The 24,367-nt window shown below is 70.4% G+C and carries 22 protein-coding genes and 1 other RNA gene; 14 read left to right on the top strand and 9 right to left on the bottom strand.

Features of this window, described 5'->3' with window-relative positions; translation table 11 throughout:
* Nucleotides 1–1,200: a bifunctional RNase H/acid phosphatase gene (locus tag ACZ4MH_RS04780; protein ID WP_351597591.1), complete on the top strand. Its 1,200-nt coding sequence runs from the start codon at nucleotides 1–3 to the stop codon at nucleotides 1,198–1,200.
* Between the two features lie 102 nt (nucleotides 1,201–1,302).
* Here the strand turns inward: ACZ4MH_RS04780 and eda are convergent, their stop codons facing one another.
* Together eda and yaaA are read right to left on the bottom strand one after the other, a co-directional pair.
* Complete coding sequence (gene eda / locus ACZ4MH_RS04775) at nucleotides 1,303–1,959, bottom strand: bifunctional 4-hydroxy-2-oxoglutarate aldolase/2-dehydro-3-deoxy-phosphogluconate aldolase (RefSeq protein WP_351597593.1); 657 nt, start codon at nucleotides 1,957–1,959, stop codon at nucleotides 1,303–1,305.
* A 61-nt stretch (nucleotides 1,960–2,020) separates the two neighbouring features.
* Complete coding sequence (yaaA, locus tag ACZ4MH_RS04770) at nucleotides 2,021–2,821, bottom strand: peroxide stress protein YaaA (RefSeq protein ID WP_351597596.1); 801 nt, start codon at nucleotides 2,819–2,821, stop codon at nucleotides 2,021–2,023.
* A gap of 131 nt (nucleotides 2,822–2,952) precedes the next feature.
* Here yaaA and ACZ4MH_RS04765 point away from each other — a divergent pair, with 131 nt between their 5' ends.
* Nucleotides 2,953–4,413, top strand: a complete 1,461-nt coding sequence (locus tag ACZ4MH_RS04765) for an RNB domain-containing ribonuclease (RefSeq protein ID WP_351597599.1) — start codon at nucleotides 2,953–2,955, stop codon at nucleotides 4,411–4,413.
* Here ACZ4MH_RS04765 and ACZ4MH_RS04760 read toward each other — a convergent pair.
* Both ACZ4MH_RS04760 and ACZ4MH_RS04755 read right to left on the bottom strand, forming a co-directional pair.
* Nucleotides 4,374–5,036 carry a hypothetical protein gene (locus tag ACZ4MH_RS04760; protein WP_351597602.1) on the bottom strand — a complete coding sequence of 221 codons (663 nt, stop codon included), beginning with the start codon at nucleotides 5,034–5,036 and terminating at the stop codon, nucleotides 4,374–4,376. The genes ACZ4MH_RS04765 and ACZ4MH_RS04760 overlap by 40 nt on opposite strands.
* On the bottom strand, nucleotides 5,033–5,866 hold the full coding sequence (locus ACZ4MH_RS04755) for a MerR family transcriptional regulator (RefSeq protein WP_351597604.1): 834 nt from the start codon (nucleotides 5,864–5,866) through the stop codon (nucleotides 5,033–5,035). The genes ACZ4MH_RS04760 and ACZ4MH_RS04755 overlap by 4 nt, the downstream gene beginning before the upstream one ends.
* Before the next feature lie 83 nt (nucleotides 5,867–5,949).
* On the opposite strand from ACZ4MH_RS04755, the gene rnpB reads away from it, so the two are divergent.
* Nucleotides 5,950–6,351: RNase P RNA component class A (gene rnpB, locus ACZ4MH_RS04750), an RNA gene on the top strand.
* Between the two features lie 85 nt (nucleotides 6,352–6,436).
* Here the strand turns inward: rnpB and ACZ4MH_RS04745 are convergent.
* Together ACZ4MH_RS04745 and ACZ4MH_RS04740 are read right to left on the bottom strand one after the other, a co-directional pair.
* The gene (locus ACZ4MH_RS04745) at nucleotides 6,437–6,628 is read right to left on the bottom strand and encodes a hypothetical protein (RefSeq protein ID WP_351597606.1); all 192 of its coding nucleotides are present in this window, start codon (nucleotides 6,626–6,628) and stop codon (nucleotides 6,437–6,439) included.
* 188 nt (nucleotides 6,629–6,816) lie between these two features.
* Complete coding sequence (locus ACZ4MH_RS04740; RefSeq protein WP_351597609.1) at nucleotides 6,817–7,104, bottom strand: WXG100 family type VII secretion target; 288 nt, start codon at nucleotides 7,102–7,104, stop codon at nucleotides 6,817–6,819.
* A 243-nt stretch (nucleotides 7,105–7,347) separates the two neighbouring features.
* Between ACZ4MH_RS04740 and ACZ4MH_RS04735 the strand changes: the two genes are divergently transcribed.
* The 8 genes from ACZ4MH_RS04735 to ACZ4MH_RS04700 all read left to right on the top strand — a co-directional run bounded on the left by ACZ4MH_RS04735 (nucleotide 7,348) and on the right by ACZ4MH_RS04700 (nucleotide 16,913).
* On the top strand, nucleotides 7,348–12,081 hold the full coding sequence (locus tag ACZ4MH_RS04735; protein ID WP_351597611.1) for an FtsK/SpoIIIE domain-containing protein: 4,734 nt from the start codon (nucleotides 7,348–7,350) through the stop codon (nucleotides 12,079–12,081).
* A 47-nt stretch (nucleotides 12,082–12,128) separates the two neighbouring features.
* Nucleotides 12,129–12,440, top strand: a complete 312-nt coding sequence (locus ACZ4MH_RS04730; protein ID WP_351597614.1) for a hypothetical protein — start codon at nucleotides 12,129–12,131, stop codon at nucleotides 12,438–12,440.
* A 6-nt stretch (nucleotides 12,441–12,446) separates the two neighbouring features.
* A complete protein-coding gene (locus ACZ4MH_RS04725) occupies nucleotides 12,447–13,742 on the top strand; it encodes a putative T7SS-secreted protein (RefSeq protein ID WP_351597617.1) in 1,296 nt (431 codons plus the stop codon).
* Between the two features lie 122 nt (nucleotides 13,743–13,864).
* The gene (locus ACZ4MH_RS04720; RefSeq protein WP_351597620.1) at nucleotides 13,865–14,212 is read left to right on the top strand and encodes a hypothetical protein; all 348 of its coding nucleotides are present in this window, start codon (nucleotides 13,865–13,867) and stop codon (nucleotides 14,210–14,212) included.
* Nucleotides 14,209–14,892: a hypothetical protein gene (locus ACZ4MH_RS04715; protein ID WP_351597623.1), complete on the top strand. Its 684-nt coding sequence runs from the start codon at nucleotides 14,209–14,211 to the stop codon at nucleotides 14,890–14,892. Before ACZ4MH_RS04720 ends, ACZ4MH_RS04715 begins: the two co-directional genes overlap by 4 nt.
* Nucleotides 14,889–15,548 carry a hypothetical protein gene (locus ACZ4MH_RS04710; protein ID WP_351597625.1) on the top strand — a complete coding sequence of 220 codons (660 nt, stop codon included), beginning with the start codon at nucleotides 14,889–14,891 and terminating at the stop codon, nucleotides 15,546–15,548. The genes ACZ4MH_RS04715 and ACZ4MH_RS04710 overlap by 4 nt, the downstream gene beginning before the upstream one ends.
* A 52-nt stretch (nucleotides 15,549–15,600) precedes the next feature.
* Nucleotides 15,601–16,215, top strand: coding sequence for a hypothetical protein (locus tag ACZ4MH_RS04705; RefSeq protein ID WP_351597628.1), 615 nt, complete (start codon nucleotides 15,601–15,603; stop codon nucleotides 16,213–16,215).
* A gap of 20 nt (nucleotides 16,216–16,235) precedes the next feature.
* On the top strand, nucleotides 16,236–16,913 hold the full coding sequence (locus ACZ4MH_RS04700; RefSeq protein ID WP_351597631.1) for a hypothetical protein: 678 nt from the start codon (nucleotides 16,236–16,238) through the stop codon (nucleotides 16,911–16,913).
* Between the two features lie 648 nt (nucleotides 16,914–17,561).
* Here ACZ4MH_RS04700 and ACZ4MH_RS04695 read toward each other — a convergent pair.
* On the bottom strand, nucleotides 17,562–18,263 hold the full coding sequence (locus ACZ4MH_RS04695) for a TetR/AcrR family transcriptional regulator (RefSeq protein WP_351597634.1): 702 nt from the start codon (nucleotides 18,261–18,263) through the stop codon (nucleotides 17,562–17,564).
* Nucleotides 18,264–18,594: 331 nt separating this feature from the next.
* On the opposite strand from ACZ4MH_RS04695, the gene ACZ4MH_RS04690 reads away from it, so the two are divergent.
* Complete coding sequence (locus tag ACZ4MH_RS04690; protein ID WP_467754069.1) at nucleotides 18,595–19,593, top strand: esterase/lipase family protein; 999 nt, start codon at nucleotides 18,595–18,597, stop codon at nucleotides 19,591–19,593.
* 85 nt (nucleotides 19,594–19,678) lie between these two features.
* Here ACZ4MH_RS04690 and ACZ4MH_RS04685 read toward each other — a convergent pair whose 3' ends face one another.
* Nucleotides 19,679–20,032 carry a hypothetical protein gene (locus tag ACZ4MH_RS04685; protein ID WP_351597640.1) on the bottom strand — a complete coding sequence of 118 codons (354 nt, stop codon included), beginning with the start codon at nucleotides 20,030–20,032 and terminating at the stop codon, nucleotides 19,679–19,681.
* A gap of 189 nt (nucleotides 20,033–20,221) precedes the next feature.
* Complete coding sequence (locus tag ACZ4MH_RS04680) at nucleotides 20,222–20,983, bottom strand: SDR family oxidoreductase (RefSeq protein WP_351597643.1); 762 nt, start codon at nucleotides 20,981–20,983, stop codon at nucleotides 20,222–20,224.
* Nucleotides 20,984–21,195: 212 nt separating this feature from the next.
* Between ACZ4MH_RS04680 and ACZ4MH_RS04675 the strand changes: the two genes are divergently transcribed.
* The gene (locus tag ACZ4MH_RS04675; protein WP_351597645.1) at nucleotides 21,196–22,827 is read left to right on the top strand and encodes an alkaline phosphatase D family protein; all 1,632 of its coding nucleotides are present in this window, start codon (nucleotides 21,196–21,198) and stop codon (nucleotides 22,825–22,827) included.
* Nucleotides 22,828–22,914: 87 nt separating this feature from the next.
* Complete coding sequence (locus tag ACZ4MH_RS04670) at nucleotides 22,915–24,309, top strand: multidrug effflux MFS transporter (protein ID WP_351597648.1); 1,395 nt, start codon at nucleotides 22,915–22,917, stop codon at nucleotides 24,307–24,309.
* Nucleotides 24,310–24,367 lie beyond the last annotated feature (58 nt).

The following is a 24,367-nucleotide window of genomic DNA, read 5'->3' as shown; positions in this document are numbered from 1 at the left end:
ATGGCGCGGACGTTCATCGTCGAGGCGGACGGCGGGTCGCGGGGCAATCCCGGGCCCGCCGGGTACGGCGCCGTCGTCCTCGACCCCGAGACCGGCGAGACGCTGGCCGAGGCCGCCGAGTACCTCGGTACGGCCACGAACAATGTCGCCGAGTACCGGGGCCTGGTGGCCGGGCTGCGCGCCGCCCACGCGCTCGACCCGGAGGCGGAGATCAGAGTCCGGATGGACTCCAAGCTGGTCGTCGAGCAGATGTCCGGGCGCTGGAAGATCAAGCACCCGGACATGCAGCCGCTCGCGGCCACCGCCAAGGCGGTCTTCCCGCCCGAGCGGGTCACGTACGAGTGGATTCCGCGCGCGCAGAACAAGCACGCCGACCGTCTCGCCAACGAGGCGATGGACGCGGGCGCGGCGGGCCGCCAGTGGGAGCCGGGCGCGTCGCGCGCGGCGCTGGCGGTGGGTGCGCGGGAGCCCGCGGGCGCGACGGCTTCGGACACCGCGGTGGCGGATGCCGAGCTGCCCGCTGCCACGGCCGCCACCGCCGCGCCGTCGTCCGGCTGGGCCGCGCCCGCCGACCTCGGCGCGCCGACCACCTTCGTACTGCTGCGGCACGGCGAGACCGCGCTGACCCCGGAGAAGCGGTTCTCCGGGAGCGGTGGCTCGGACCCCGAACTCTCCGCCGCAGGGCGCCTGCAGGCACGCGAGGCCGCCGGCGCGCTCGCCGTACGGGGCACGGTCCAGGCGATCGTCAGCTCCCCGCTGCGCCGCTGCCGGGAGACCGCCGAGGCGATCGCGGCCCGGCTCGGCCTGGACGTCCGCATCGAGGACGGCCTGCGCGAGACGGACTTCGGCGCCTGGGAGGGGCTGACCTTCTCCGAGGTGCGCGACCGCTACCCGGACGACCTGAACGCCTGGCTCGCCTCGTCGAAGGCCGAACCGACCGGCGGCGGCGAGTCGTTCGCGGCCGTGGCGCGGCGGGTCGCGCAGGCGCGGGACCGGCTGCAGGCGCGGTACGCCGGGAAGACGGTCCTGCTCGTCACGCATGTGACGCCGGTCAAGACGCTGGTCCGGCTGGCGCTCGGCGCGCCGCCGGAGTCGCTGTTCCGCATGGAGCTGTCCGCGGCCTCGTTGTCGGCGATCGCGTACTACGGGGACGGCAACGCGTCGGTGCGGCTGCTGAACGATACGTCGCACCTGCGGTAGCGCTCGCGCTCCGAAGGGCCGACTCCGGCCACGGGGGAGGGCGGCGCGCTCGGCTGCCGACTGCCGCGCCGTCGTGGCCGGTCGCGCAGTTCCCCGCGCCCCTTACGGGCGCAGCGCTGCCGCCCCGGCCGCCAGCCCCTCCACCCGTGCCCAGTCCTTGGTCGCCAGTGCGTCCGCCGGCAGCATCCATGTGCCGCCCACGCACGCCACGTTCGGCAGCGCCAGGTACGACGGTGCGTTCGCCTCCTTGATGCCGCCCGTCGGGCAGAACCGGGCCTGGGGGAGCGGCGAGGCCAGCGACTTCAGGTACGCCGTGCCGCCCGCCGCCTCCGCCGGGAAGAACTTCATCTCCGTGATGCCCTCCTCCAGCAGCGTCACGACCTCGGACGTCGTCGAGACGCCCGGCAGGAACGGCACGCCGGAGTCCTTCATCGCGCCGAGCAGCCGGGGCGACCAGCCCGGGCTGACCAGGAAGCGGGCGCCCGCCGCGACGGTCTCCGTGACCTGCGCGGGCGTGATCACCGTGCCCGCGCCGACCACCGCGTCCGGGACCTCGGCCGCGATCGCCCGGATCGCGTCCAGCGCCGCGGGGGTGCGCAGCGTCACCTCGATCGCGGGCAGGCCGCCCGCGACGAGCGCACGGGCGAGCGGTACGGCGTCGGCGGCGTCCTCCAGGACGACGACCGGGATGACGGGGGCGAGCCCGAGGACGGAGCGCTCGGGGGAAGCGGCGGCGGAGGCGGAGGCAGCACTAGTCACGGGTTCATAGTGCGCCTCGTCCGCACTCTTCGCAACGAGCGTTGCACATGCTGCAATATTCTCAGAGCTCGGTGACGATCACGTCCAGCGCCCACGGCTTGCCGGCCTTGGCCGGGGGCTGCGCCTCGACCGCGTAACCCAGCTCGCCGAGCGCCTCCACGAGCTCCGCCGGACCGGCCGGCTCCAGCCCCGCCGAGAGCAGGTCCCGGACCAGCCGCCCCTTCGTCGCCTTGTTGAAGTGGCTGACCACGGACCGCTTCTCGACCCCGTTCACGATCCTGGACTGGAGCACCCGCACCGTCGCCGTCCGCTCGGCGACCTCGCCCTTCGGCTTCCACGCCGTCGCGTACGCCGCCGAACGCAGGTCCAGTACGAGCTGATCACCGGCCGCCGCGGGCAGCGCCTCCGCCATCGGGGCGCGCCAGTAGGCGCCGAGCGCGCCCAGGGCGGGCAGCTTCACGCCCATGGAGCAGCGGTACGAAGGGATCCGGTCGGCGACGCCCACCGCGCCCCACAGCCCGGAGAACACGAGCAGCGACCGCTCGGCCCGCCGCCGCGCCCCGGCGTCCAGCGTGGCCAGGTCCAGCGCGTCGTACAGCACGCCGGTGTAGATCTCGCCCGCCGGCCGCGTGCCGGCGGTGCGCAGCCCGGCGTTCTTCGCGACCTCGCCCTTCAGACCCTCGCTCAGCCCCAGTACCTCCTGCGCCTTGCCGGCGTCCGCCGCGCACAGCTCGACCAGCTCGGTCAGCACCGTCTCGCGGGCGGCCGTGAGGCCCGGCAGCGACAGCGCGGCCAGGTCCAGCGGGGCCGCGCCGTCCCGGCCTCCGGCCTTGCCTTCGGACGGCGGCAGCAGCGTGAGCACGGTCGTTCTCCTTACGGGGGTACGGGCACGGATGCGGGGCGCGCGCCTGGTACGCGGCCCCCGTGAACCCTATTCGGTCGCGTGCCGGCGCCGGACGGTGGCCGGGAGGGATTTGTCCTAGTCTCGGCTCCATGCCCCGTCGCCCGATGCGAGTGACCGACGAATCCCCGGCGGACACCGCCCTGCTGTGCGGCGCGCTGGAGGAGCTGCGGACCCGGACGGAGCTGCCCGCCGACTTCCCGCCCGAGGTCAGGGAGGAGGCGGCCCGCGCGGCGCGCGGCCCCCGGCTGCCGGCCGAGGACGCCACGGACCTGCCGCTCTTCACGCTCGACCCGCCCGGCTCGACCGACCTCGACCAGGCGATGTACCTCACGCGGCGGGAGCCCGGCGGCTTCCGCGTGTACTACGCCATCGCCGACGTGGCCGCGTTCGTCACCCCGGGGAGCGCGCTGGACAACGAAGCGCACCGCCGTGTGATGACCCTGTACTTCCCCGACGGGCGCGTCCCCCTGCACCCGCCCGTCCTCAGTGAGGGCGCCGCCAGCCTTCTCCCGGACCAGGACCGGCCCGCCGTCCTCTGGCGGCTCGATCTCGACGAGTACGGAGCGCTGGTCGCCACCGACGTCCGGCGGGTCGTCGTCCGCTCCCGTGCCCGGCTCGACTACGAAGGCGTGCAGCGCGCCATCGAGAGCGGCACCGCCGAGGAGCCGCTCTCGCTCCTCCGCGACATCGGGCAGCTGCGCGAGGAGCGCGAGCGGGCCCGCGGCGGCATCTCGCTGAACGTCCCCGAACAGGAGATCGTGCTGCGCGACGGCCGGTACCGCCTCGCCTACCGTGCCCCGCTGCCGGCCGACGGCTGGAACGCGCAGCTCTCGCTGCTCACGGGCATGGCGGCGGCCGACCTGATGCTCGACTCCGGGACCGGCATCCTGCGCACCCTGCCTGCCGCACCGGACGGCGCGGTCGGACGGCTGCGCCGTACCGCCCGCGCGCTGGGCGTCGACTGGCCGCACCACACCTCGTACGCGGAGCTGATCCGCGGCCTCGATCCGCACCGGAGCACGCACGCCGCGTTCCTCCAGGAGTGCACCGCCCTGCTGCGCGGCGCGGGCTACACGGTCTTCGACGGCTCCCCGCCCGACTCGGCGCACGCCCTGCACTCCGCGGTCGCCGCGCCGTACACGCACGCCACCGCGCCGCTGCGGCGCCTGGTGGACCGCTACGTCGCCGAGCTGTGCCTGGCAGCGGCGGCGGGGAAGCCGGTACCGGAGTGGGTACGCGCGGCGCTGCCCGCGCTGCCGGAGGAGATGGCGGCGGGCGGGCGGCGTGCCAACCGGGTCGAGCGGGAGTGCGTCGACCTGGTCGAGGCGGCCGTCCTGCACGACCGGATCGGCGAGCTCTTCGACGGCTACGTCGTCGACGTCCACGAGGAGCGGCCCCGCCAGGGCACCGTCCACCTCTGCGCCCCGGCCGTCGTCGGCCGCGTGGACGCCGCCCCCGAGGCCCCGCCACTGCCCCTGGGCCACCCGCTGCGGGTCCGCCTCACGGCCGCCTACCCGGGACGCGAGACGGTGCGCTTCGTACCGGCGTGAGCGGCCCGCCCGCTTTCCGGCACGGCGGCCAGCGCCTCCCGCAGTGCCGTCACCACCGCCCGCGCGTCATCCGCGTGGAAGCGGACGGTACGGACCTCCTCCGGCGGCCCCAGCAGCCGCCGTACGACCGTCACCGGCGCGGACAGCTCCAGCGTGACCGCGGTCTGTCCGGCGACGGCCGACTCCAGGACGCCGGCGGGCGGCCTGCCCTTCGGGAAGCGGAGGTCGCGGCGCACGGTGGCGATGCGGTCCAGCGGTATCGAGGCGTCGAGCCGCGCACCGTTCCGTATGCGCAGCGCGTCGGCGCTCACCAGGTGCGGCCGGGTGACCGCCACGGTGTGCAGCCCGAGCGCCATCAGGACCGTGTAGACGTCCAGCACGAGCATGATCGCGTGGACGAGCGGGAAGCCCGCGAGCAGGAAGGCGACGCCGACGGTCTCGACGAGGCACACGAAGGCGAAGCCGAGCACCAACGGGGCCTGCGCCCCCGCATACCCGAAGGCGCGCACACCACAGGCATCCCGCCCCGCGCCGTCCCGCCGCCGGACCACCCACAGCCCCAGGCTCGCCAGCCACCGCCCCTCATGGGCGAGCAGCAGGCGCGCCGCCCGGCGCCGGCTCACCGCGCACGCTCCACCATGAGCCGGATCGCCTGCTGGACGGCGGCGGCCTGGGCGGGCGCGAAGTGGGCGTAGAAGGCGGCCATCAGCGACCGGGCCGCCGCCGCGTCCTCGGTACCGGAGCCGGTACCGGCCATGGCCATGGCCTCGCGCGCATCGGCGCCGAGCTCGGCGACCACCGCGTCCGGCAGGCAGCCGATGATCTCCTGCGCGGCCCGCGTCACCCGCGGGTCGTCCACCTCGGCCTCCGCGAGCTCGTCCAGCAGCGCGTACACCTCGTACGCGCGGTCCATGGCCGCGGGCTCCATGAGCGCCGAACCGAGCAGGGAGGACAGCCTCTCGCGCTCCGCCACCCCGCCCATCGACTCGAACAGCGCCATCATCTCCCGCTCCTTGGCGGCCATCGCGGGCTCGGGCCCGGGGCGTGCGGCCGAGACGCGGGCCATCTTCCCGAAGACGTCCGCGAGTTCCTCGGACACGGGGCCCTCGGCGGGCAGGCCGCCGTGCTCCTCGGCGCGGTCCAGCAACGTACGCAGCCGCGCCCGCCGCTCGCGCAGCTCCGCCTCCTGCCGCGCCAGATCCGCGTCGAGCTCGGCGAGCACCTCCTCCAGCGCCCGTCCGGCGTCCTCGGCCAGTACGTCCCGTACCTCGTCAAGGCCGAGCCCCAGCTCGGTGAGGCGCCGCACCCGCGCCAGCAGCACGGCGTCGCGCAGCGCGTACTCCCGGTAGCCGTTGGCGCGGCGCTCGGGCTCGGGCAGCAGCCCGAGGTGGTGGTAGTGGCGCACGGTCCGGGTGGTGACCCCGGCCAGCGTCGCGAGCTCTCCGATCCTCATGCGGTCCAGTAGAAACGTTGACGCTGCGACAAGGTCAAGGACGAGCCGCCGCGGCGTACGGGTACCATGGTCGGCACGGCGGACGAGCCGGCCGGGCGGTCGCGTGGGGGTCTTCGGACCTCACCGAGGAACGTCCGGGCTCCACAGGGCAGGGTGGTGGGTAACGCCCACCCGGGGTGACCCGCGGGACAGTGCCACAGAAAGCAGACCGCCGGTGCCGCAAGGCGCCGGTAAGGGTGAAACGGTGGTGTAAGAGACCACCAGCCTCCGAGGTGACTCGGAGGGCTAGGTAAACCCCACCTGGAGCAAGGTCAAAAGGGGCCGTCGGCTGACGGCCCTGCGCGGATGTTCGAGGGCTGCCCGCCCGAGTCCGCGGGTGGACCGCACGAGGCTGCCGGCAACGGCAGTCCTAGATGGATGGCCGCCTCCCCGCGGCCCGCAAGGGCCACGGGAGACAAAACCCGGCGTACAGGCCGACTCGTCCGCCCCCACACTTCCGGCGCCCGGCAGGCGCCTTGCCGCCGATCACCCGACGGCCGAGCGGCTCAGCGACCAGCGCGATCAAAGCGATCAAAGCGTCCTGAGCATCCTCCGCAATTCGCTTTTGCTCCCTCCCGTGACTCCTGCCATGGCGTAATTCGCCGCGACCGCGACCGTGACCGTGACCGGGCTCATGAGGGCAAGAATCACGAAATTCCAGCGCCTCATCACCATGATCACGACGACTGCGGTCACAACGGACAGAAGTGTCATCAAGTCCATCAAGTACTACTTGGCGCCTGTGAATATTCTGTGCATGTGCCGTAACGGGTGTAATGGAAATGGAGGAATATCGGGTGGCGCAGAAAGCAAAAAAGGGGGAGTGCGGGTGGGGTCGGCCTGGATCGGCCGACACCACCCTCACCCCCCGTCGCTGCGCGCAGGCAGGCTCTGCCGCGGCAGGCGCCGGCTTACTTGCCGAGCTCGAGGTCGAGGTTCTCGAAGGAGTCCGCAGCCTTCTCCAGGTACTGGGCCAGGCCGTCGAGACCCTCGTTGGTCTTCGACATGCCCTGCTTGAACTCCTCGAAGTCGTGACCGAACTTCTTCGACGCCTGCCGGGTGACGAAGCCCTTCTCGAGCAGGCCGTCGATGTAGGTCTTCAGGTCGTGAAGCTTCTCCTCGATGCGCTCCTTCTCGCGGTTCATCTTCTTCGCGGCGGCCCGCATGTCCTCATATGTGACATCAAGGTCTTTAGCCATGACGCTCCCCTTCCCGTTGACGACCGCGAGGTCCCCCTCCCGGCATACGCATGGCGCGCACCGGTTCGGCACGCGCCGTTGGGCACCCTAGTCGCTAGCCCTTACAGGTGCACATAAGTGCCGTCACGACCGACATTGAATCCCAGTAAATCGGGACGTTGTTGGGACATGGCGCCGGTACGCGACCGCTTTGCCGGGAAGATATTCTCTCCTTCGTAGAGAGGCATTTCGAGGAGGAGCTAAGTGCGTTTGAAGCTGACCGTCGTCGACCCCTATACGCACATCGGCAAAGACCTCGTCCTCGACGCCGACCCAGAGGCCCGTATCGACGCCGTCGCCCGGGAGTTGGCCGCCCGGGTGCGGGGCATGGGCGGCCCCGGCTCGCTCCCCGGACAGCCCGGCCCCGCGCTCTACGTCGACAACTACCACGTGGACCCCAACCACACCGTCGCCGGCTCCCCGCTGCGCGACGGCGCGGTGGTGAGCCTGGACGACCCCTCCGGCACGCTGCCCGGCGAGCAGTCCGGTGTCATCGAGGTCCGGGTGGCCGGCGGGCCCGACGCCGGCGCCGTGTACCGGCTCGGCATCGGCCGGTACGACATAGGCTCCGGCCCGAGCTGCCAAATAGTCATCAATGAGCCGGAGTTGCCCCAGCGTGCGATGACCCTCTACGTGGTCTCCGCTGACGACCTCCGGCTGGCCGTGCACGGCGGCAGACAGGGCGGCGAACAGTCGGGCGGGCAGCCCGGCCGGCCGGGTGCGGCGCCCGAGGGCAAGGAGCCCGCGCTCGAGGTGCGCGTCGACGGCAAGCCCCTCGATGGGCAGCAGCTGCCCGTCGGCTCCCAGCTCGCCATGGGCAACACCCTGCTCGACGTGGCCCCTTACACGCCCCCGGACGCGGCCCTGAAGTGGTCCGACGACGGCTCCGGGCTCGACTACAACCGCCCGCCGCGGCTGCGCCCGCCGGAGCGCACCACCACGTTCCGCCTGCCGGCGCCCCCGAAGGAGCACCAGGCCCGGCCGCTGCCCTGGCTGATGGCGCTGTCCCCGCTCGTCATGGCCGTCACCATGGCGATGGTGATGGGGCGCGCGACGTACCTGGTGATGGCGGTCTTCAGCCCGCTGATCATGATCGGCAACTACTTCTGGGACAAGAAGCACGGCCGCAAGTCGCACGCCAAGCAGGTCGAGGAGTACGAGGAGCACAAGGCCCGGATCGAGCGCGACGCGCAGGAGGCGCTGGCCCTGGAGCGCGGCGACCGCCTCCTCGACCACCCGGACCCCGGCACCATCTGGGCCAACGCCACCGGCCCCCGCACCCGTCTGTGGGAGCGCCGCCGCAGCGACGCCGACCACCTGCTGCTGCGGGTGGGCACCGGCCGGCTGCCCTCCGCCGTCGTCCTCGACGACCCCGAGCAGGACGACCACCGCCGCCAGGTCACCTGGGAGATCGCCGACACCCCCGTCGCCCTGCACCTCGGCCAGCTCGGTGTGATCGGCTTCGCGGGCCCCGACGACACCGCGCGCAGCCTGGCGCGGTGGACGGTGACCCAGGCGGCCGCCCTGCACAGCCCGCTGGATGTGCAGTTCTACGTACTCACCGAGGCGAACGCGCAGCCCAGCTGGGACTGGGTCCGCTGGCTGCCGCACGCCCGTCCGACGGCGCAGGACGCCAACGTCCTCATCGGGAACGACGCCGAGACCGTCGGCGCCCGCATCGGCGAACTCACCCAGATCCTCGAGGCCAGGCAGAAGGCCGCCCAGGAGAACCGCGGTCAGGTGGGCTTCGCCGACCCCGACATCGTCGTCGTCTGGGACGGCTCGCGCCGGCTGCGCTCGATGCCCGGCGTCGTACGGCTGCTGCAGGAAGGCCCGGCCGTATCGATGTACGCGATCTGCCTGGACGCCGAGGAGCGCTTCCTGCCGGGCGAGTGCAAGGGCATCGTGATCGCGGAACCGCGCACCGCCCGGCACGCCCGGCACGAGCAGCAGGCCGGCGGCGGCGCGAGCGACGCTTACGAAGTACTGCGGCGGGCCGCCGAGGAGGAGCAGCGGAAGAAGGCGGCGGACGAGGCCGGCAGGTCGCGCCGCAAGAAGAAGAGGGGGAAGAAGTCGGCCGCGCCCGCCAACCCGGCGCTGACCAACACCGCCGCCGTGATGCTCTCCCTCGACAGCCACAGCGGCTCCCCGGTGCCCGCGGCGCCGACGGCCGCGGAACAGATCGACCCCTCCGTGCTGCGACTCCGCGTACAGCAGGAGGGCAAGGCCAAGATCCTGGGCGTACGGCCCGACTTCGTCTCGCCGGCCTGGTGCGACCGGGTCGCCCGGGCGCTCGCCCCGCTGCGCGACATCAGCGGCGAGGCGACGGACAGCGCGCTGCCGGACGCCAGCCGGCTCCTCGACGTCATCGGGATGGAGCCGCCGACGGCCGCCGCGGTGGCCGCCCGCTGGCAGACCGGCGGGCAGTCCACGCTGGCGATGGTCGGCGAGTCGTACGACGGGCCGTTCGGCATCGACATCCGCAAGGACGGGCCGCACGGTCTCATCGCGGGTACGACGGGCTCCGGCAAGTCCGAACTGCTGCAGACGATCGTCGCCGCGCTGGCGGTGGCGAACACGCCGGAGAACATGACCTTCGTGCTCGTCGACTACAAGGGCGGCAGCGCGTTCAAGGACTGCGTCCACCTGCCGCACACCGTCGGCATGGTCACCGACCTCGACGCCCACCTCGTCGAGCGCGCCCTGGAGTCGCTCGGCGCCGAACTGCACCGCCGCGAGCACATCCTCGCCCAGGTCGGGGCGAAGGACATCGAGGACTACCAGGACCTGGTGCGCCGTAACCCAGGTATGGCACCGCTGCCCCGACTGCTGCTGGTCATCGACGAGTTCGCGTCCATGGTCCGCGACCTGCCCGACTTCGTCACCGGCCTCGTCAACATCGCCCAGCGCGGCCGCTCCCTCGGCATCCACCTGATGCTGGCCACCCAGCGGCCGTCCGGCGTGGTCTCGCCGGAGATCCGGGCCAACACCAACCTCCGTATCGCCCTGCGGGTCACCGACGGCGGCGAGTCCTCGGACGTCATCGACTCGCCCGAGGCCGGCAACATCTCCAAGAACAACCCGGGCCGCGCCTACGTGCGCACCGGCGCGGCCTCCCTCATCCCCTTCCAGTCCGGCCGCGTCGGCGGCCGCCGCCCCGGCACCGTGGACCCGATGGCCATCGCCCCGTGGACCGGGGAGCTGGACTGGGCCGGTCTGGGCCGCGCGGCGCTGGCGAAGCCCGCGGCCGCCAAGAGCGAGGAAGAGGAGATCACCGACCTGAAGGTACTGGTCGACGCCGTCCGGGAGGCCAACGCGCACCTGCGCATCCCGCAGCCCCACAGCCCGTGGCTGCCGGCCCTCGCGGAGACCCTGCTGCCGGAGGACCTGCCGCCGGTGCAGGGCCTGGGCGCGCTGCCCCCGGCGCCGTACGGCATCGAGGACCTGCCGTCGAGCCAGGCCCGCCGCGCGGTCGCGATCGACTTCGCGACCTTCGGACACCTGCTCATCGCGGGCGCGCCGCGCAGCGGCCGCTCCCAGGTGCTGCGTACGATCGCGGGCTCCCTGGCCCGCACCCTCTCCTGCGCCGACGTCCACCTGTACGGCATCGACTGCGGCAACGGCGCGCTGAACGCGCTCACCAAGCTGCCGAACTGCGGCGCCGTGGTGGGCCGCAACCAGAGCGAGCGGGCCGTCCGGCTGATCCGCCGGCTGTCGGCGGAGGCGAGCAGGCGGCAGGAGCTGCTCGCGGAGTCCGGCTTCGCGGACATCGGCGAGCAGCGCGCCGGGTCGCCGGAGGACCGGCGGCTGCCGCACATCGTGCTGCTCCTGGACCGCTGGGAGGGCTGGGTCACCTCCCTGGGCGAGCTGGAACACGGCGAGCTGACCGACGAGTTGCTGACCCTGATGCGCGAGGGCGCGAGCGTGGGCATCCACCTGGTGATCACGGGTGACCGGCAGCTCCTCACCGGCCGGATCTCCTCCCTCACGGAGGACAAGCTCGCCCTGCGCCTCGCGGACCGTACCGACTTCACGATGCTGGGCATCAACAGCCGCAAGGTGCCGGACGAGATCCCGCCCGGCCGCGCGTTCCGCAACGAGACGGCTACGGAGATCCAGTTCGCGCTGCTGAGCGAGGACGCCACCGGGCAGGGCCAGAACGCGGCCCTTGCGGCCATCGGAGAGGGGGCGACCCGCCGGGACGCGGCGGTGCCGCGGCACCTCCGTCCCTTCCGGGTGGACTCGCTGCCCAGCCGCATCACCTTCGGCGAGGCGTGGCAGCACATCGACCCGGCGGCGGCCGCCTCGCGGCTGTGGGGCCTGGTGGGTGTCGGCGGCGACGACCTGATGGCCTTCGGCCCGGACCTGGGACAGGGCTCGCCGGGCTTCGTGATCGCGGGCCCGGCGAAGTCGGGCCGCTCGACGGTGCTGATGAACCTGGCGCGTACGTTCGTGGGCCGCGGCGTCCGCCTCGTCGTCGCCGCCCCGCGGACCTCCCCGCTGCGCGAACTGAAGGGCCTCGAGGGCGTGCTGGCGGTCTTCACGGGCAGCGACATCGAGGAGGACGAGCTGCAGGAGGCCGTGGCGACGGCGTCCGTGGAGCGCCCGATCGTCATCCTGATCGACGACGGCGAACTCCTCGAGGACTGCGACGCGGAGGACGAGTTCAAGAAGCTGATCTCGACGGGCTCCGACCGCGGCATCGGCATCGTCATCGCCGGCGACGAGGACGACGTCTGCTCCGGCTTCAGCGGCTGGCAGGTCGACCTGAAGAAGTCCCGGCAGGGCCTGCTGCTCTCCCCCCAGGACACCTCCAGCGGCGAACTGATCGGCGTCCGCCTGAGCCGCAGCTCGGTGGGCGGCCCGGTAACCCCGGGCAAGGGGCTGCTGCACCTGGGCAACGGGGAGGCGTTCACGGTGACTGTGCCGGTGGGGTGAGCGGCGACGTGAGCTGTTGACCGTGTAAGCACAACGGGAGGGGAAACATGGGCGGGCACGACCGGCTGGTTGTCGACTACACGCTGCTGGGGTCTTCGAAGAGCAATCTCCGGGACATCAGGAAGGTCCTCGAGGGCATCAACGACCACCGCGACGACATCCGGGACATCTGGGGTCACGACAGCATCGCCGGAAAGATGGACGAGTTCGTTACCAACTGGGACAACTATCGACGCGAATTGCTGGAAAACGTCAAGGACTTGGGGAAGCACGTAGAGGGTGCGCTCAAGAGCTTCGAGAAGCAGGACCTTGACCTGAAGAACGCGACCGAGAAGAAGCACGGGAAAAACGGGGGATAGTAGCTGATGGCACCAGGTAAGGGCAGGCGGCGACCGGTCGACTGGCATCCGCTGGCGGAGAAGGACCCGGTCCCCGGCGATCCGGAGGACATCCGGGACGAGGTCCGCAAGATGAAGGACCTCGCCTCGACCCTTCGCGACCAGGCCCGCATCCTGCGCAAGGTCGACGACGGTGACGCGCTGAAGGGGAAGTACGCCGACAAGATCCGCGAGAAGTCCGGCGAACTGGAGAAGCACTTCCGTGAAACGGCGGCCCGCTACGAACGAGTGGTCGGCGACCTCGGCAACTGGGCCAACGACCTGGAGGGTTACCAGGAGCGGGCGGACGGAATTCTCAAGGCCGCAAAGCAGGCCGATGAGCACCACGCTGCCGAGGTGAAGAAGAAGGAAGCCGAGGCGAAGAAGGACGGCGACAAGAAGCCGCCGGAGGAATCCGACCCCGACAGCCACCTGGCGACGTACCACAAACAGCTGAACGACGTCATCTCCGACCGCGACACCCGCGCCCAGCACTACGCCGGCAACATCGGCGATGACATCTCGGACATCATCAAGGACAGTGGCTGGGAGGATTTCAAGGACTGGGTGCACGAGAACGCGGATACGATCAAGACCGTCGTCGAAGTCCTGAGTTGGGCGGCGACGATCATCGGGGTCGCCGCCATGCTCTTCACGCCGGTCGGATGGCTGGCGACGCTGATCACGGTGGCCACCATCGGTCTCACGGTGGCCGTCGGCGTCGGGCACACGCTCTTGGCCCTTTCCGGCGACGGGAACTGGACAGACGTCGCCATGGACGTCTTCGCGCTGGCGACGTTGGGAGTCGGCAGCGTCGCCATGAAGGGCGTAAAGGCAGCCTCCACAACACTGAAGGCCACCAGCCGAGCGGGGCGGTTCAATCGGTACACGAACCTGCGCAAGCTGCTCGACAAGAACGTCACACGCTACGGCGTCAACTCGGCGCGTGGCCAGAAGGCGCTTCGGGCAAAACAGGCACTGCGCGGGATCGGGGCGAAGGAAACACGACCCGCGACGACCCGGATGGACACCCTGCTGAGCGGCGAGGGGGAGGTCGCCAGCGCGTCCAAGTTCGCCAAGCGGATGCGAGCCGAATTCGGCAGCGATGCCAACGTCAAGGGTGCGGCTGATGCGGTGGACAAGGCTGTGACCAAATTCCGGTGGAACTATGGGGCTGCCACTGGGGTGGACCTGGGAGACAAATTCGGGGAAAAAGGCCCGATCGCGGACCAGTACGGAGACGCCAAGGATGTCCTGACGCGTGAGGTCGGCAGCCGTTGGTGACGGCCCCGAGGTGAAGCCTGGCCGACCGAAGTCGAGCAAGCCAAACCCGAAGCAGTAAAAAGCCTAGAAAGTAGAAGACAGTGGCGACAATCCCGGCGAAAAGCCCTGAAGAGTCCAGGGCCATGAAGCTCCTTGCTGTGTGTGCGCTGGTGCCGATCCTCTTTGCCGCCTTCCAGGATCTCGGCAGCAAGTATGGCGGAATGGACTGGCTCACCATCGAATACTTCGTGTGGCCGGCCATGATTTCGCCGGTGTTGATGCTGGCTCTGTTGATCGGAAACCGAGAACTCATCCGTGACCCGCGGAAGGGCGCCAACTTCTCGCAAACAATCAAGATCGTTTCCTGTCTGTACTTGATCCCGAATGTCATGTCGGCCATCGGTTACAGCTGGCTGGCCGTGATTTCGCTGCTCGCCAGCGTGACGATCTTGGTGGCCGACCGGCTTCTGAAGAAGCAGGCGTCCGCGTGAGTGCATCCGATCTCGAGCAGCAACCACCGGCTGCCGAGAGGGCCACTCCCCGTGGCTACGAGCTCGTCCTGCCACCGGGCTGGACCCGCATCCCCCTGCGAAACGGCACGAAGGAAGCACTCGAGAAGGTCCTCTTCTCCCATATGCAGCAAGTCCCGGAGGGCATCCCCCGGGACGATGCGATGCGCTTCCGCCTGGACATGCGCCGCCATATCGAGAAGCAGGCCCGTGCTGCCAAAAGAAACGGCGGCCTTGACCTCTACCTGCCGGTGCTTCCGCGCGGCGGGGTCTTCCTCATGGCCTCGTTCATCGTCGCCGAAATGCCGATCGGCCAGGACCGTACGGTGCCGCCGGAGGCAGTGCTCGATCAGCTGGTCAACGAGGGCGCCCCCGGCGGAACGGCGTCGAAGGCGGAAGTGGCAGGGGCACCGGCACTCCGCCGCTTCTACCGCTCCGCCCCTGACGTGGCGGAGCTGAGCTCTGCCACCGAAGCCGTACAGCAGACCGCCCTGCCGGCCTGTCGGGTCGAGTACGTGATCCCCGTCGTGGACGATCCGGGCCGCTGGATCAGCATCAACTTTTCCACACCCGGCGACGGCGACCTCGACAGTGAATTCACCGGTGTGCTTGTCGAGTTGTTCGACGCGGTGGTCGGAACCTTCAAGTGGAGTTATGAATGAGCTGGCTCAACGTCAAGCACGCCATGAGCCTCGCCCCGTGGATCCGCATCCCGCTCATGTGGCCGGAACCGGGCCTTGAGGACGTCGAAGAGGCGCAGTCGCCGGAGGCGTGGGCGCGCTACTTCGCCGAAGGCCTGTGGGAGGATTTCGCGTCGGAGAAGCCGGAACCGGGCGAAGTCGACCTGCTGACCAACATCCTGTTGATGTACGCCCTCAGGGCGCCCGCCGCCTTTCCGGGCTTCGAGGTCTTCCTCCATCTCCCGCACCCGAGGGAGATCCCGATGCCGACCTATGTCGATCTGGTGGAAATCGAAGAAGGAGAAGATCGGGAAGCGGCACTCCGTGCGCTGACCCATGCCGATGCCGACTACGCAGTCGAGCCGCCCGTCGTCGAGGACTTCGACTCCCCACATCTGGGATCCGGTCTGCGGGTGCTGCGCTATTACCAGGACCCGGACCCCGACAGCAACGAGGTGCACGTCGGCGTCCGTTACGCCTGGCGCTACGAGAAGGACTCGGAAGCCGCGGACGTCCTGATCATCCTGAGTGATCCCTCCGCCGGCCGGGTCCTCCGCGCCCTCGAAGACGTCGACGAATTCGCCCGGACCATCCGGATCAGCCCGGACGAGGAAGCGGACAGCTGGATGCATGCGTGACCCTGATCGACAATCCGGTGAGCGGCCGACGTCCAAGGAAACGAGTAACCGCGTGACGCACAGCACTCCCCTGCAATACGGGCTCGACTTCACCGAAGAACTGGCGGACGGGTGGATCGCCGTCCCGATCCTTGAAGGAAGGGGAGCCGCCCGGACGCGACGCAAGTGGGCGAAGAACTTCGCCGAATTGCACTGTATTCTCCTCACCGGCGATGAGCGTCTCAACAAGGCGCAGGTGAAGGAATTCGCTCGCATTCTCGAGGGTCTCTCGGAACAGCTTCCGCAGAAGATTCCCATGCAGCACCTGTTCGCGTACGCGCCGGATCTCCACAGGGCCCCGTTGCCGTTCTTCTTCTACGCAGCGGAATCGACAGGGCCAGTGGAACCGGTCCTGGACACGCTGGTGCAGCGTCACGAGCCCGGCGCCTTGCAGGCGCCGCACATAGTGGACTTCAGCACCGACAACCTCGGCAAGGGGTTGCGCTCCGTTCGCCGGTTCGTGCACGAGGGGAGCGGGGTCCCGTGCATGTCGGTCAACTACGGGTGGCGCGTCGACTCTCTTGGCATCGACCTGTCCCTGCGCACCGTCAGCGATGACATCGAATGGGTGTCCGCGAACATTGACGCGTTCGACGATTTCGCCCGCAGCCTGTATGTGATTCAGTGACACGGAGATGGGGATAGTGAATGGCGCGGCAGGCGCACGAGGTCGCTGTCGGCGGGGAACGCGCAGCTGAGGAACGAGCTCGGCAGGACCGGTCGGCGTTTCTGCGATGGCTGCTGTTCTATCTGGTATCCGTGGCCGGCATCGCGGGACTGATGTGGCTGGGGCCTGCGGTTCCATTGCCAGGCTGGATCAGGGCCCTGGGCTTTCTGTTGGCAGCGATCCTCTTGCCGCTCGCCTCGATTCTCGTACCGGTCCTCCGGCTACGGCGTATCCCTCGAAAGCAGCGGAAGGGGGCGTGGCAACTCGTGCTGCCGATTATCGCGGGCGTCGGGCTGGCAGTGGTGTCGGGCGAAGCCGGCGAGGACGCGGCGTTGCAGGAGCGTGGCCAGTGGATCAAGGCGCAGGTCGTGGCGGTGGAGGACAAGAAGACCGACCGGTGCACTGTGGAGAGGCTCGACGGGCGGGAGATCAAGCCCTCGCTCTCGGAGGGCGGTGGCTGCGATCCCGAATTCGTTGACGAGGGTGACGTGCTGAGGGTTCGGTACGACCCCGAGGAGGCGGCCGGCCCCGTGGACGATTCCTGGGAGCCGGGCTCCTACGGGGGCGGGATCGCCGGTCTGGGGACGGTATTTGTGGTCTTCGGTACGTGGGGCAGCACACGGATGGCCCGTTGGGACCGGGACTACGTCGGCGCGTAGCACTTGGGACTGGCGTGCGAACACATTGCCCTCATCGTTTGAAACCGCCAAATCCAGGAGGTGGCATGACGTCGTCCGGTAAGGGTGAATCCAGGGCCCTGCTTGCAGTTCGAGTGACTGCGCTCGTGCCCCTACTCTGGTTCCTTCTAGTAGGGGCGATCGGGAAAATCGCAGGGACGCACTGGCTGCCGATCGAAGCGTCCGCCTGGCCCTTGATGATCGGGCCCGTTGTATTGACTGCGGTGTACGTGAAGTATCGACGGGATATCCAGTGCGCCGCTGAGAATGTACCCGACGTGCGATGGTTGTACAGGATCGCTGCGGGGTTGTTTATTCTCGCGAATGGCCCACTGGTGGCCTTCTATTCGTGGGCCGCCGTGATTCCGGTAGCACTGTGTGTGGCAATCTCGTTGGACGGGCTGATCAAGAGGCCCGGCCAGAAGGCTCCGTGATCTCCAGCAGGACGGCCGAAGGGACGCCGACTGGGATACAGCCGCATCATCCCGCCGGGGTGGCCTCGGCTCCCCGCCGTGACCTGGGGGAGAGGGCTCGTGCTGCACGGCGTAACGGCGGGACTGGCGTCAGCCGTCACCGCTGCACCAGCGGAGGGGGGCTTGGTGAGGCCGGCCTGATCCTCATCGCCTCCGGTCAGCCCTCCGTGGGCCCCTCCGATGAGCCCTCTGAGAGCTCCTTCAGTGGGTGGAGTGTTCCCAGCAGAAGATGGACCAGTTCCGTCACCACCGCGTCCAGAGGGGCGTCGATGAAGCCCGCTGACCATTCGTAGAGGAAGCCGTTGACCGCGGCGACGAAGACGGTGGCGGCGAGGCGGTAGTCGCGGGGGGCGGCCTCGCCGCGGGCGGCTGCGGCTGTCAGTTCGGCGCTGATCAAGTCGGCCCATTGGGCGCGGCGGGCCATGCGGTGCTGTTCGAATGCCGGGCTGACGCCGACGACTTCGACGAAGGCGACTCGGGCTCGGCGGGGGTCGTCGGTCACGGCCTCGGCGTACGCGCGTACCGCCGCGGCGGCCCGCTCCTCGACGCCCCGCTCGGCGGCCGCCGCGAGCGCCGCCACGGCCGCCTCCTCGCCCCAGCCGTTGACCTGCGCGTGCAGCGCGGCGAGCAGTTCCTCCAGGTTGCGGAACTCCTCGTAGAACTGGCGGGTGGACAGGCCCGCTTCCTCGCACAGCGCGGTGACGGACGTGGCGCGGTAGCCGGGGCCCGCGCCGAAGAGCTGCAGGCCCGCTTCCAGGAGTCGCTCGCGGCGCTCCGCGCGCCGTTCGGCGGCCGGCCTGCCCGCGTACTTCCGGGTGGGTTTACGGGCGGGCCCGCCTCCCGACCGCGCGTCCGCCACCGGTGCCTCCGTCTCGTTCCCGACCCGACCCAACCCCACCCGACCCAACCCCACCCGACCCAACCCAACCCAACCCAACCCCACCCGACTCCGTCCTCCGGAGCCGGGCGTCCCCGCCCCGCAATTATCCCGTGCACGGGTATTGCCTGCCGTCAGGGCCGGACTTACCGTCAGGTAACCGATTCTGAACACAACCGTTTTCGGATTCTCGGCGATGCGGTGTGCTCGGACGGCGACGGCCCCCTCACCTTTCGTGCCTCGTGATCGTTCTCCTGCTGTACGAGGCGGGCCGGCGGTTTCCCCCACCCCCACCCCCACTTCTCAGGAGGACATGATGGAACGCACCCCTGCCCGCGGCAGACCATCCGCTGCCGTACGGCGCTGGAGTACGGCCCTGGTCACCGCGGTGTGCCTGAGCGCGACCGTCCTCGGCACGGCCGGGCCCGCGCGGGCCGACACGGCACCGGCCCGGGAGTCCGTGCCGGTCGGCGGTCTGCCGGAGGCCGTGCACAACTTCCTGTACAGCCCCGACGCGGTCGCCGGCGCGAACGACTGGGGCTGTGAGCCGGACGCGGCGCACCCGGAGCCGGTCGTCCTCGTGCACGCCACCGGCGTGAACGTGGGTGCGAACTGGACGAAGATCGCCCCGACGCTGGCCAACGAGGGCTACTGCGTCTTCGCGTTCAACTACGGCATGACCGGGCTGTCGGCCGGCCGCGTCGGCGGCCTCGGCGACATCGCGAAGTCGGCCGGGACGATGGCCGCCTTCGTCGACAAGGTGCTGGCCGCGACCGGGGCCCGGAAGGTCGACGTCGTGGGCCACTCGCAGGGCGGCATGATGCCGCACTACTACCTCAAGCGGCTGGGCGGCGCGAAGAAGGTGGACACCGTCGTCGGGCTGGCGCCGTCCAACCACGGCACGACCCTCAACGGCCTTACCGAACTGGGGCGTTCGCTCGGCGTCCTCGGCCTCGTCAATGGCGTCTTCGACGGGGCGGGCGCACCGGCCCTGCACCAGCAGGAGGCGGGCTCGGCGTTCCAGAAGGAGCTGTGGGCGGACGGCGACACCGTACGCGGGGTGAAGTACGTGGTGATCGAGACCCGGCACGATCATGTGGTGACGCCGTACAGCAATGCCTTCTTGACGGCGGACGGTGCGGCGGAGGGCGACGTTCGGAACGTCACTGTTCAGGATCAGTGTCCGAAGGATCCGGTCGGGCATGTCGGCATGTTCGTCGACGGGCCGACCGTGCAGAACGTCGTCAACGCGCTCGGGCCCAATGATCCGGGTTTCCGGGCGGAGTGCGCGGACTACGGTTTCGCCTTCTGACCCGTCGGGCATCGGCACATCCCCACCCGATCTCCTGCACAAAGCCGCCCCGACAACTGCACGAAAAGTGCCGGCCGACAGAGCCTCAGAGGAGGAACGGGGTGATGAGGCCGAGGGCGATCATGCCTGTGCAGAGCAGCCAGAAGCTGATGCGGGTGCGGCCGCGGCGGCTGAGTTCGGCGGAGACGGCGCACAGGCCGATCAGGGCCAGGTACGCGGCGACCGTGTGGGCCGAGGTGTGCGCGTCGATGTGTTCGATGAGGGCGCCGATGCCGCCGGCCAGGAAGAGCAGGGAGACGACGAGCTGGGTGAGACGGGCGTCGCGGGGGCTCGACGGGCGGTGGCGCCGGCGGCGCAGTACCGCGCGGCGCTCCCGCGGCGTGGCGGACTCCATGAGGAGTGCGATGCCCTGGTCATCCAGGTCGTTGTGGGGAGGCATGCGCGGGATCGTACCGAGGGTGGTGGCGTTGTGGGACGGGGTGCGAAAGGGCTGGTGGAGGTTGTCGGGGCGGGGTGTGGGGAGTGTGTGACGGGCGTGTGATCACCCGTCACCGTGACAGTCGGCGGTTCCCCGCACCCCGCACCCCGCGCCCGCCCCGGTACCCGCACCCTCACCCGTCACACATCGTCAGCCCCGCCCGATATAAGGCATCCCCGTAGCCATCACCGTGGCGAACTGGACGTTCGCCTCCAGCGGGAGCGCGGCCATGTGGAGGACCGTGCGGGCGACGTCCGCCGCGTCCATGACCGGTTCGACGGCCAGTTCGCCGTTGGCCTGGAGGATGCCGGTCTGCATGCGGCCTGTCATCTCCGTGGCCGCGTTGCCGATGTCGAGCTGGCCGCAGGCGATGTTGTACGGACGGCCGTCCAGGGACAGGGACTTGGTGAGGCCGGTCATGGCGTGCTTGGTCGCGGTGTACGCGATGGAGTGCGGGCGCGGTACGTGTGCGGAGATCGAGCCGTTGTTGATGATGCGGCCGCCCTGCGGCGACTGGTCCTTCATCGCGCGGAAGGCCGCCTGGGCGCAGAGGAACGCGCCGTTGAGGTTCACGTCGACGACCGAGCGCCAGTCGTCGTAGGAGAGGTCCTCCAGGGGGCCGGGCGGGCCGAAGGTGCCGGCGTTGTTGAAGAGCAGGTCGAGCCGGCCGAAGCGGTCGTGGACGGCGGAGAAGAGCGCCGCGACATCGTCGGGGTCGGCGACGTCGGTGGGGACGGCGAGGAGCTCGGCGCCGTCGCCGGCCAGTGCGGCCGTCTCCTCCAGGGCCTTCGCGCGCCGCCCCGCCAGCGCCACCGACCAGCCCGCGGCGGCCAGCGTCAGCGCCACCGCGCGGCCGATGCCGGATCCGGCGCCCGTCACCACGGCCACCTTCGGATTCTCCGTGTGAGTCATGGCAGGAGCGTAGGCCACTCAAGTCACGTCACATCCCGTGCCCCGGACCAGGCCGTCCGGGCGAGTATGCCCCGCTGTGTCCGTTGCGGGCCCAGTCCTCATCCCGCCGTCATCGTTGCGTCGTACATCCGACGCCACGTCGCCGCCCCCTGCCTCTGCAATCACAGCAGACAACGAGAAGTCCGAAAACACTTCAGCCAGGGCAGGGGCAGATGACTCAGCACTCCCAGCACGACCAGCGGTTGCGGGCCGCCGCCGAGCATCTCGGCCGCCGTCGCTTCCTCACCGTCGCCGGTGCCGCCGCGACGCTCGCCTTCGCGACCAACCTGCCGGGCGCCGGCGCGGCCTACGCTGCCGAGGTGGACGCGAAGCAGCTCTCCGAGAACCCCTTCACGCTCGGCGTCGCCTCCGGTGACCCGCTCCCCGGCTCGGTCGTGCTGTGGACGCGGCTGGCGCCCCGCCCGTACGAGCCGGGCAACGGCATGCCCGACGCGCGCGTCTCCGTGCGCTGGGAGATCGCGCACGACGAGAAGTTCACCCGCATCGCCGGGCAGGGCAAGGCCGAGGCGCACCCGGAGTTCAACCACTCGATACATATTGAGGCGACCGGTCTCGGCCCGGACCGGGTGTACTACTACCGGTTCCGTGCCGGTGACTGGATCAGCCCGGTCGGGCGGACCCGTACCGCGCCCGCCCGCGGCGCGCGCCTCCAGAGCCTGCGGCTGGCGGCCGTCTCCTGCCAGGCGTACCACGACGGTTACTTCACCGCCCACCGGCACCTGGCGGAGGAGGACCTGGATGTCGTCTTCCACCTCGGCGACTACATCTACGAGTACCCGGTGAACGCGGTCGGCGGCGCCCGGAATTACAGCGACCGGACGCTGCCCGCATTGTTCAACAAGGAGACCGTCACGCTGGAGGACTACCGGCTGCGGTACGCGCTGTACAAGTCCGACCCGGACCTGCAGGCCGCGCACGCCGCCCACCCCTTCGTCGTCACCTGGGACGACCACGAGGTGGAGAACAACTACGCCTCCGACATCAGCGAGAACGACCTGCCGCCGGCCGAATTCCTGGTGCGCCGCGCCGCCGCCTACCGCGCGTACTGGGAGAACCAGCCGCTCCGCCGCCCCCAGCAGCCCCGCGGCTCCGACGCGCAGCTCTACCGCCGGGTGCAGTACGGCACGCTCGCCCAGTTCGACATCCTCGACACCCGCCAGTACCGCTCCGACCAGGCGTACGGCGACGGCTGGCACGCCCCGGGCCCGGAGTCCACGGACAGGAGCCGGACCCTGACCGGCGCCACGCAGGAGCGGTGGCTGGCCGACGGCTGGCGCGCCTCCGGTGCGCTGTGGAACGTCGTGCCGCAGCAGGTCACCTTCTCCGAGCGGCGCAGCACCACCGGCGCCGACTACAAGGTCAGCATGGACTCCTGGGACGGCTACAGCGCCTCCCGGGACCGCGTGCTGGCCGGCGCGGAGGCCGCGGGCGTGGACAACCTCGTCGTCCTCACCGGCGACGTGCACGTGCACTACGCCTTCGACATCAAGAAGGACTTCGCCGACCAGGACTCGCGGACGCAGGGCGTGGAGTTCGTGACCACCTCCATCGCCAGCGGCAAGGACGGCGCCGACCGGCCCGCCAACTGGGACGCCTACATGGCGGCCAACCCGCACATGAAGTTCTACAACGGCCGCCGCGGCTATGTGACGGTCGAGCTGGACCAGGAGAAGGCGCGCGCCGACTACCGGACCGTGTCCGCGGTGACCACGCAGGGCGCGCCGGTCGCCACCGTCGCCTCCTTCGTCTCCGAGGCGGGCGACCCGGGCCTCAAGCCCGCCTGATCCAGCCGTCCGGGGGGTGCAAAACAGGCCGGGGTCCGCGCGGACATGACACCATGGTTCGTACATCTACACACCATGGAGACACTCATGTCGGACCCCGGCCACGCCACGGCCGAGAGCCATCAGAGCCGCCCCAGTCCCCGAATATCCGCCGCGACCGGCGGCCCCGGCCCCGGTCCCGCAGCTGACGGACCCCTTCCCACCGGCCCCGTTTCCACCGGCCCCGCGCCGACCCCCGCGGTACGCCGTACGAGCCTCCTGGTCACCCTCATCCTGGGCGGCCTGACCGCGGTCCCGCCGCTCTCCATGGACATGTACCTCCCGGCCCTGCCGGCGGTCACCCGGTCCCTGCACAGCCCCGCCGCCACCGTCCAGCTGACCCTCACCACCTGCCTCGCCGGCATGGCGCTCGGCCAGATGGTGGTCGGGCCGATGAGCGACAAGTGGGGGCGCCGCCGCCCGCTCCTCATCGGCATGGTCATCTACGTACTGGCCACCGCCCTGTGCGCGGTCGCCACCAACGCCGAGTTCCTCATCGGCGCGCGGCTGATTCAGGGCCTGGCAGGCGCGGCCGGCATCGTCATCGCCCGGGCCGTGGTCCGCGACATGTACGACGGCGTGGCGATGGCCCGCTTCTTCTCCACCCTGATGCTGATCTCCGGTGTCGCGCCGGTCGTCGCGCCGCTGATCGGCGGGCAGATCCTGCGCATCACCGACTGGCGCGGCGTCTTCGTCGTGCTCACCGTGATCGGCGTGCTGCTCACCCTCGTCGTCTGGCGGAAGCTGCACGAGACGCTGCCGCCGGAGCGCCGGCACGCGGGCGGCCTCGGCGCCGCGCTGCACACCATGCGCGCGCTGATCACCGATCGGGTCTTCGCCGGGTACCTGCTCGTCAGCGCCTTCGCCTTCGCCGCGCTCTTCGCGTACATCAGCGCCTCGCCGTTCGTGATCCAGGAGATCTACGGCGCCTCCGCGCAGACCTACAGCCTGCTCTTCGGCATCAACTCCGTCGGGCTGGTCCTGCTCGGCCAGCTCAACGGGAAGGTGCTGGTCGGACGGGTCTCGCTGGACAAGGTGCTGGCGATCGGGCTGGGCCTGATCACGCTCGCGGCCGCCGCGCTGCTGCTGATGTCCACCGGCGTCTTCGGGCCCGTCGGGCTCGTGCCGATGGCCGCCGGGCTGTTCGTCCTGATGGCCTCGATGGGCCTGGTCATGCCGAGCACCAACACCCAGGCGCTGCTGCGCACCTCGCACGCGGCGGGCTCCGCCTCGGCGCTGCTGGGCACCTCCACGTTCCTGATGGGCGCCGTGGCCTCCCCGCTGGTGGGTATCGCGGGGGAGCGGACGGCCGTGCCGATGGCCGTCGTCCAGGGTTCCTGTGCACTTCTGGCGCTCGCGTGCTTCCTGGGACTGTGCCGTCCGTGGCAGCGTAGGGAGGAGTCCACGGAGGACGGCGGTACCGGCGAGAGGACCCGGCTCTGAACGCACCCGCACCACTACGCCACGGCACCCCCGCCCAGGCGGGGCTCGATCCGGCATG

The sequence above is a fragment of the Streptomyces sp. NPDC026301 genome, from assembly GCF_055567935.1.
Note: the sequence above shows the minus strand (reverse complement) of the source record. Positions and strands in the feature narration are given on the sequence as shown.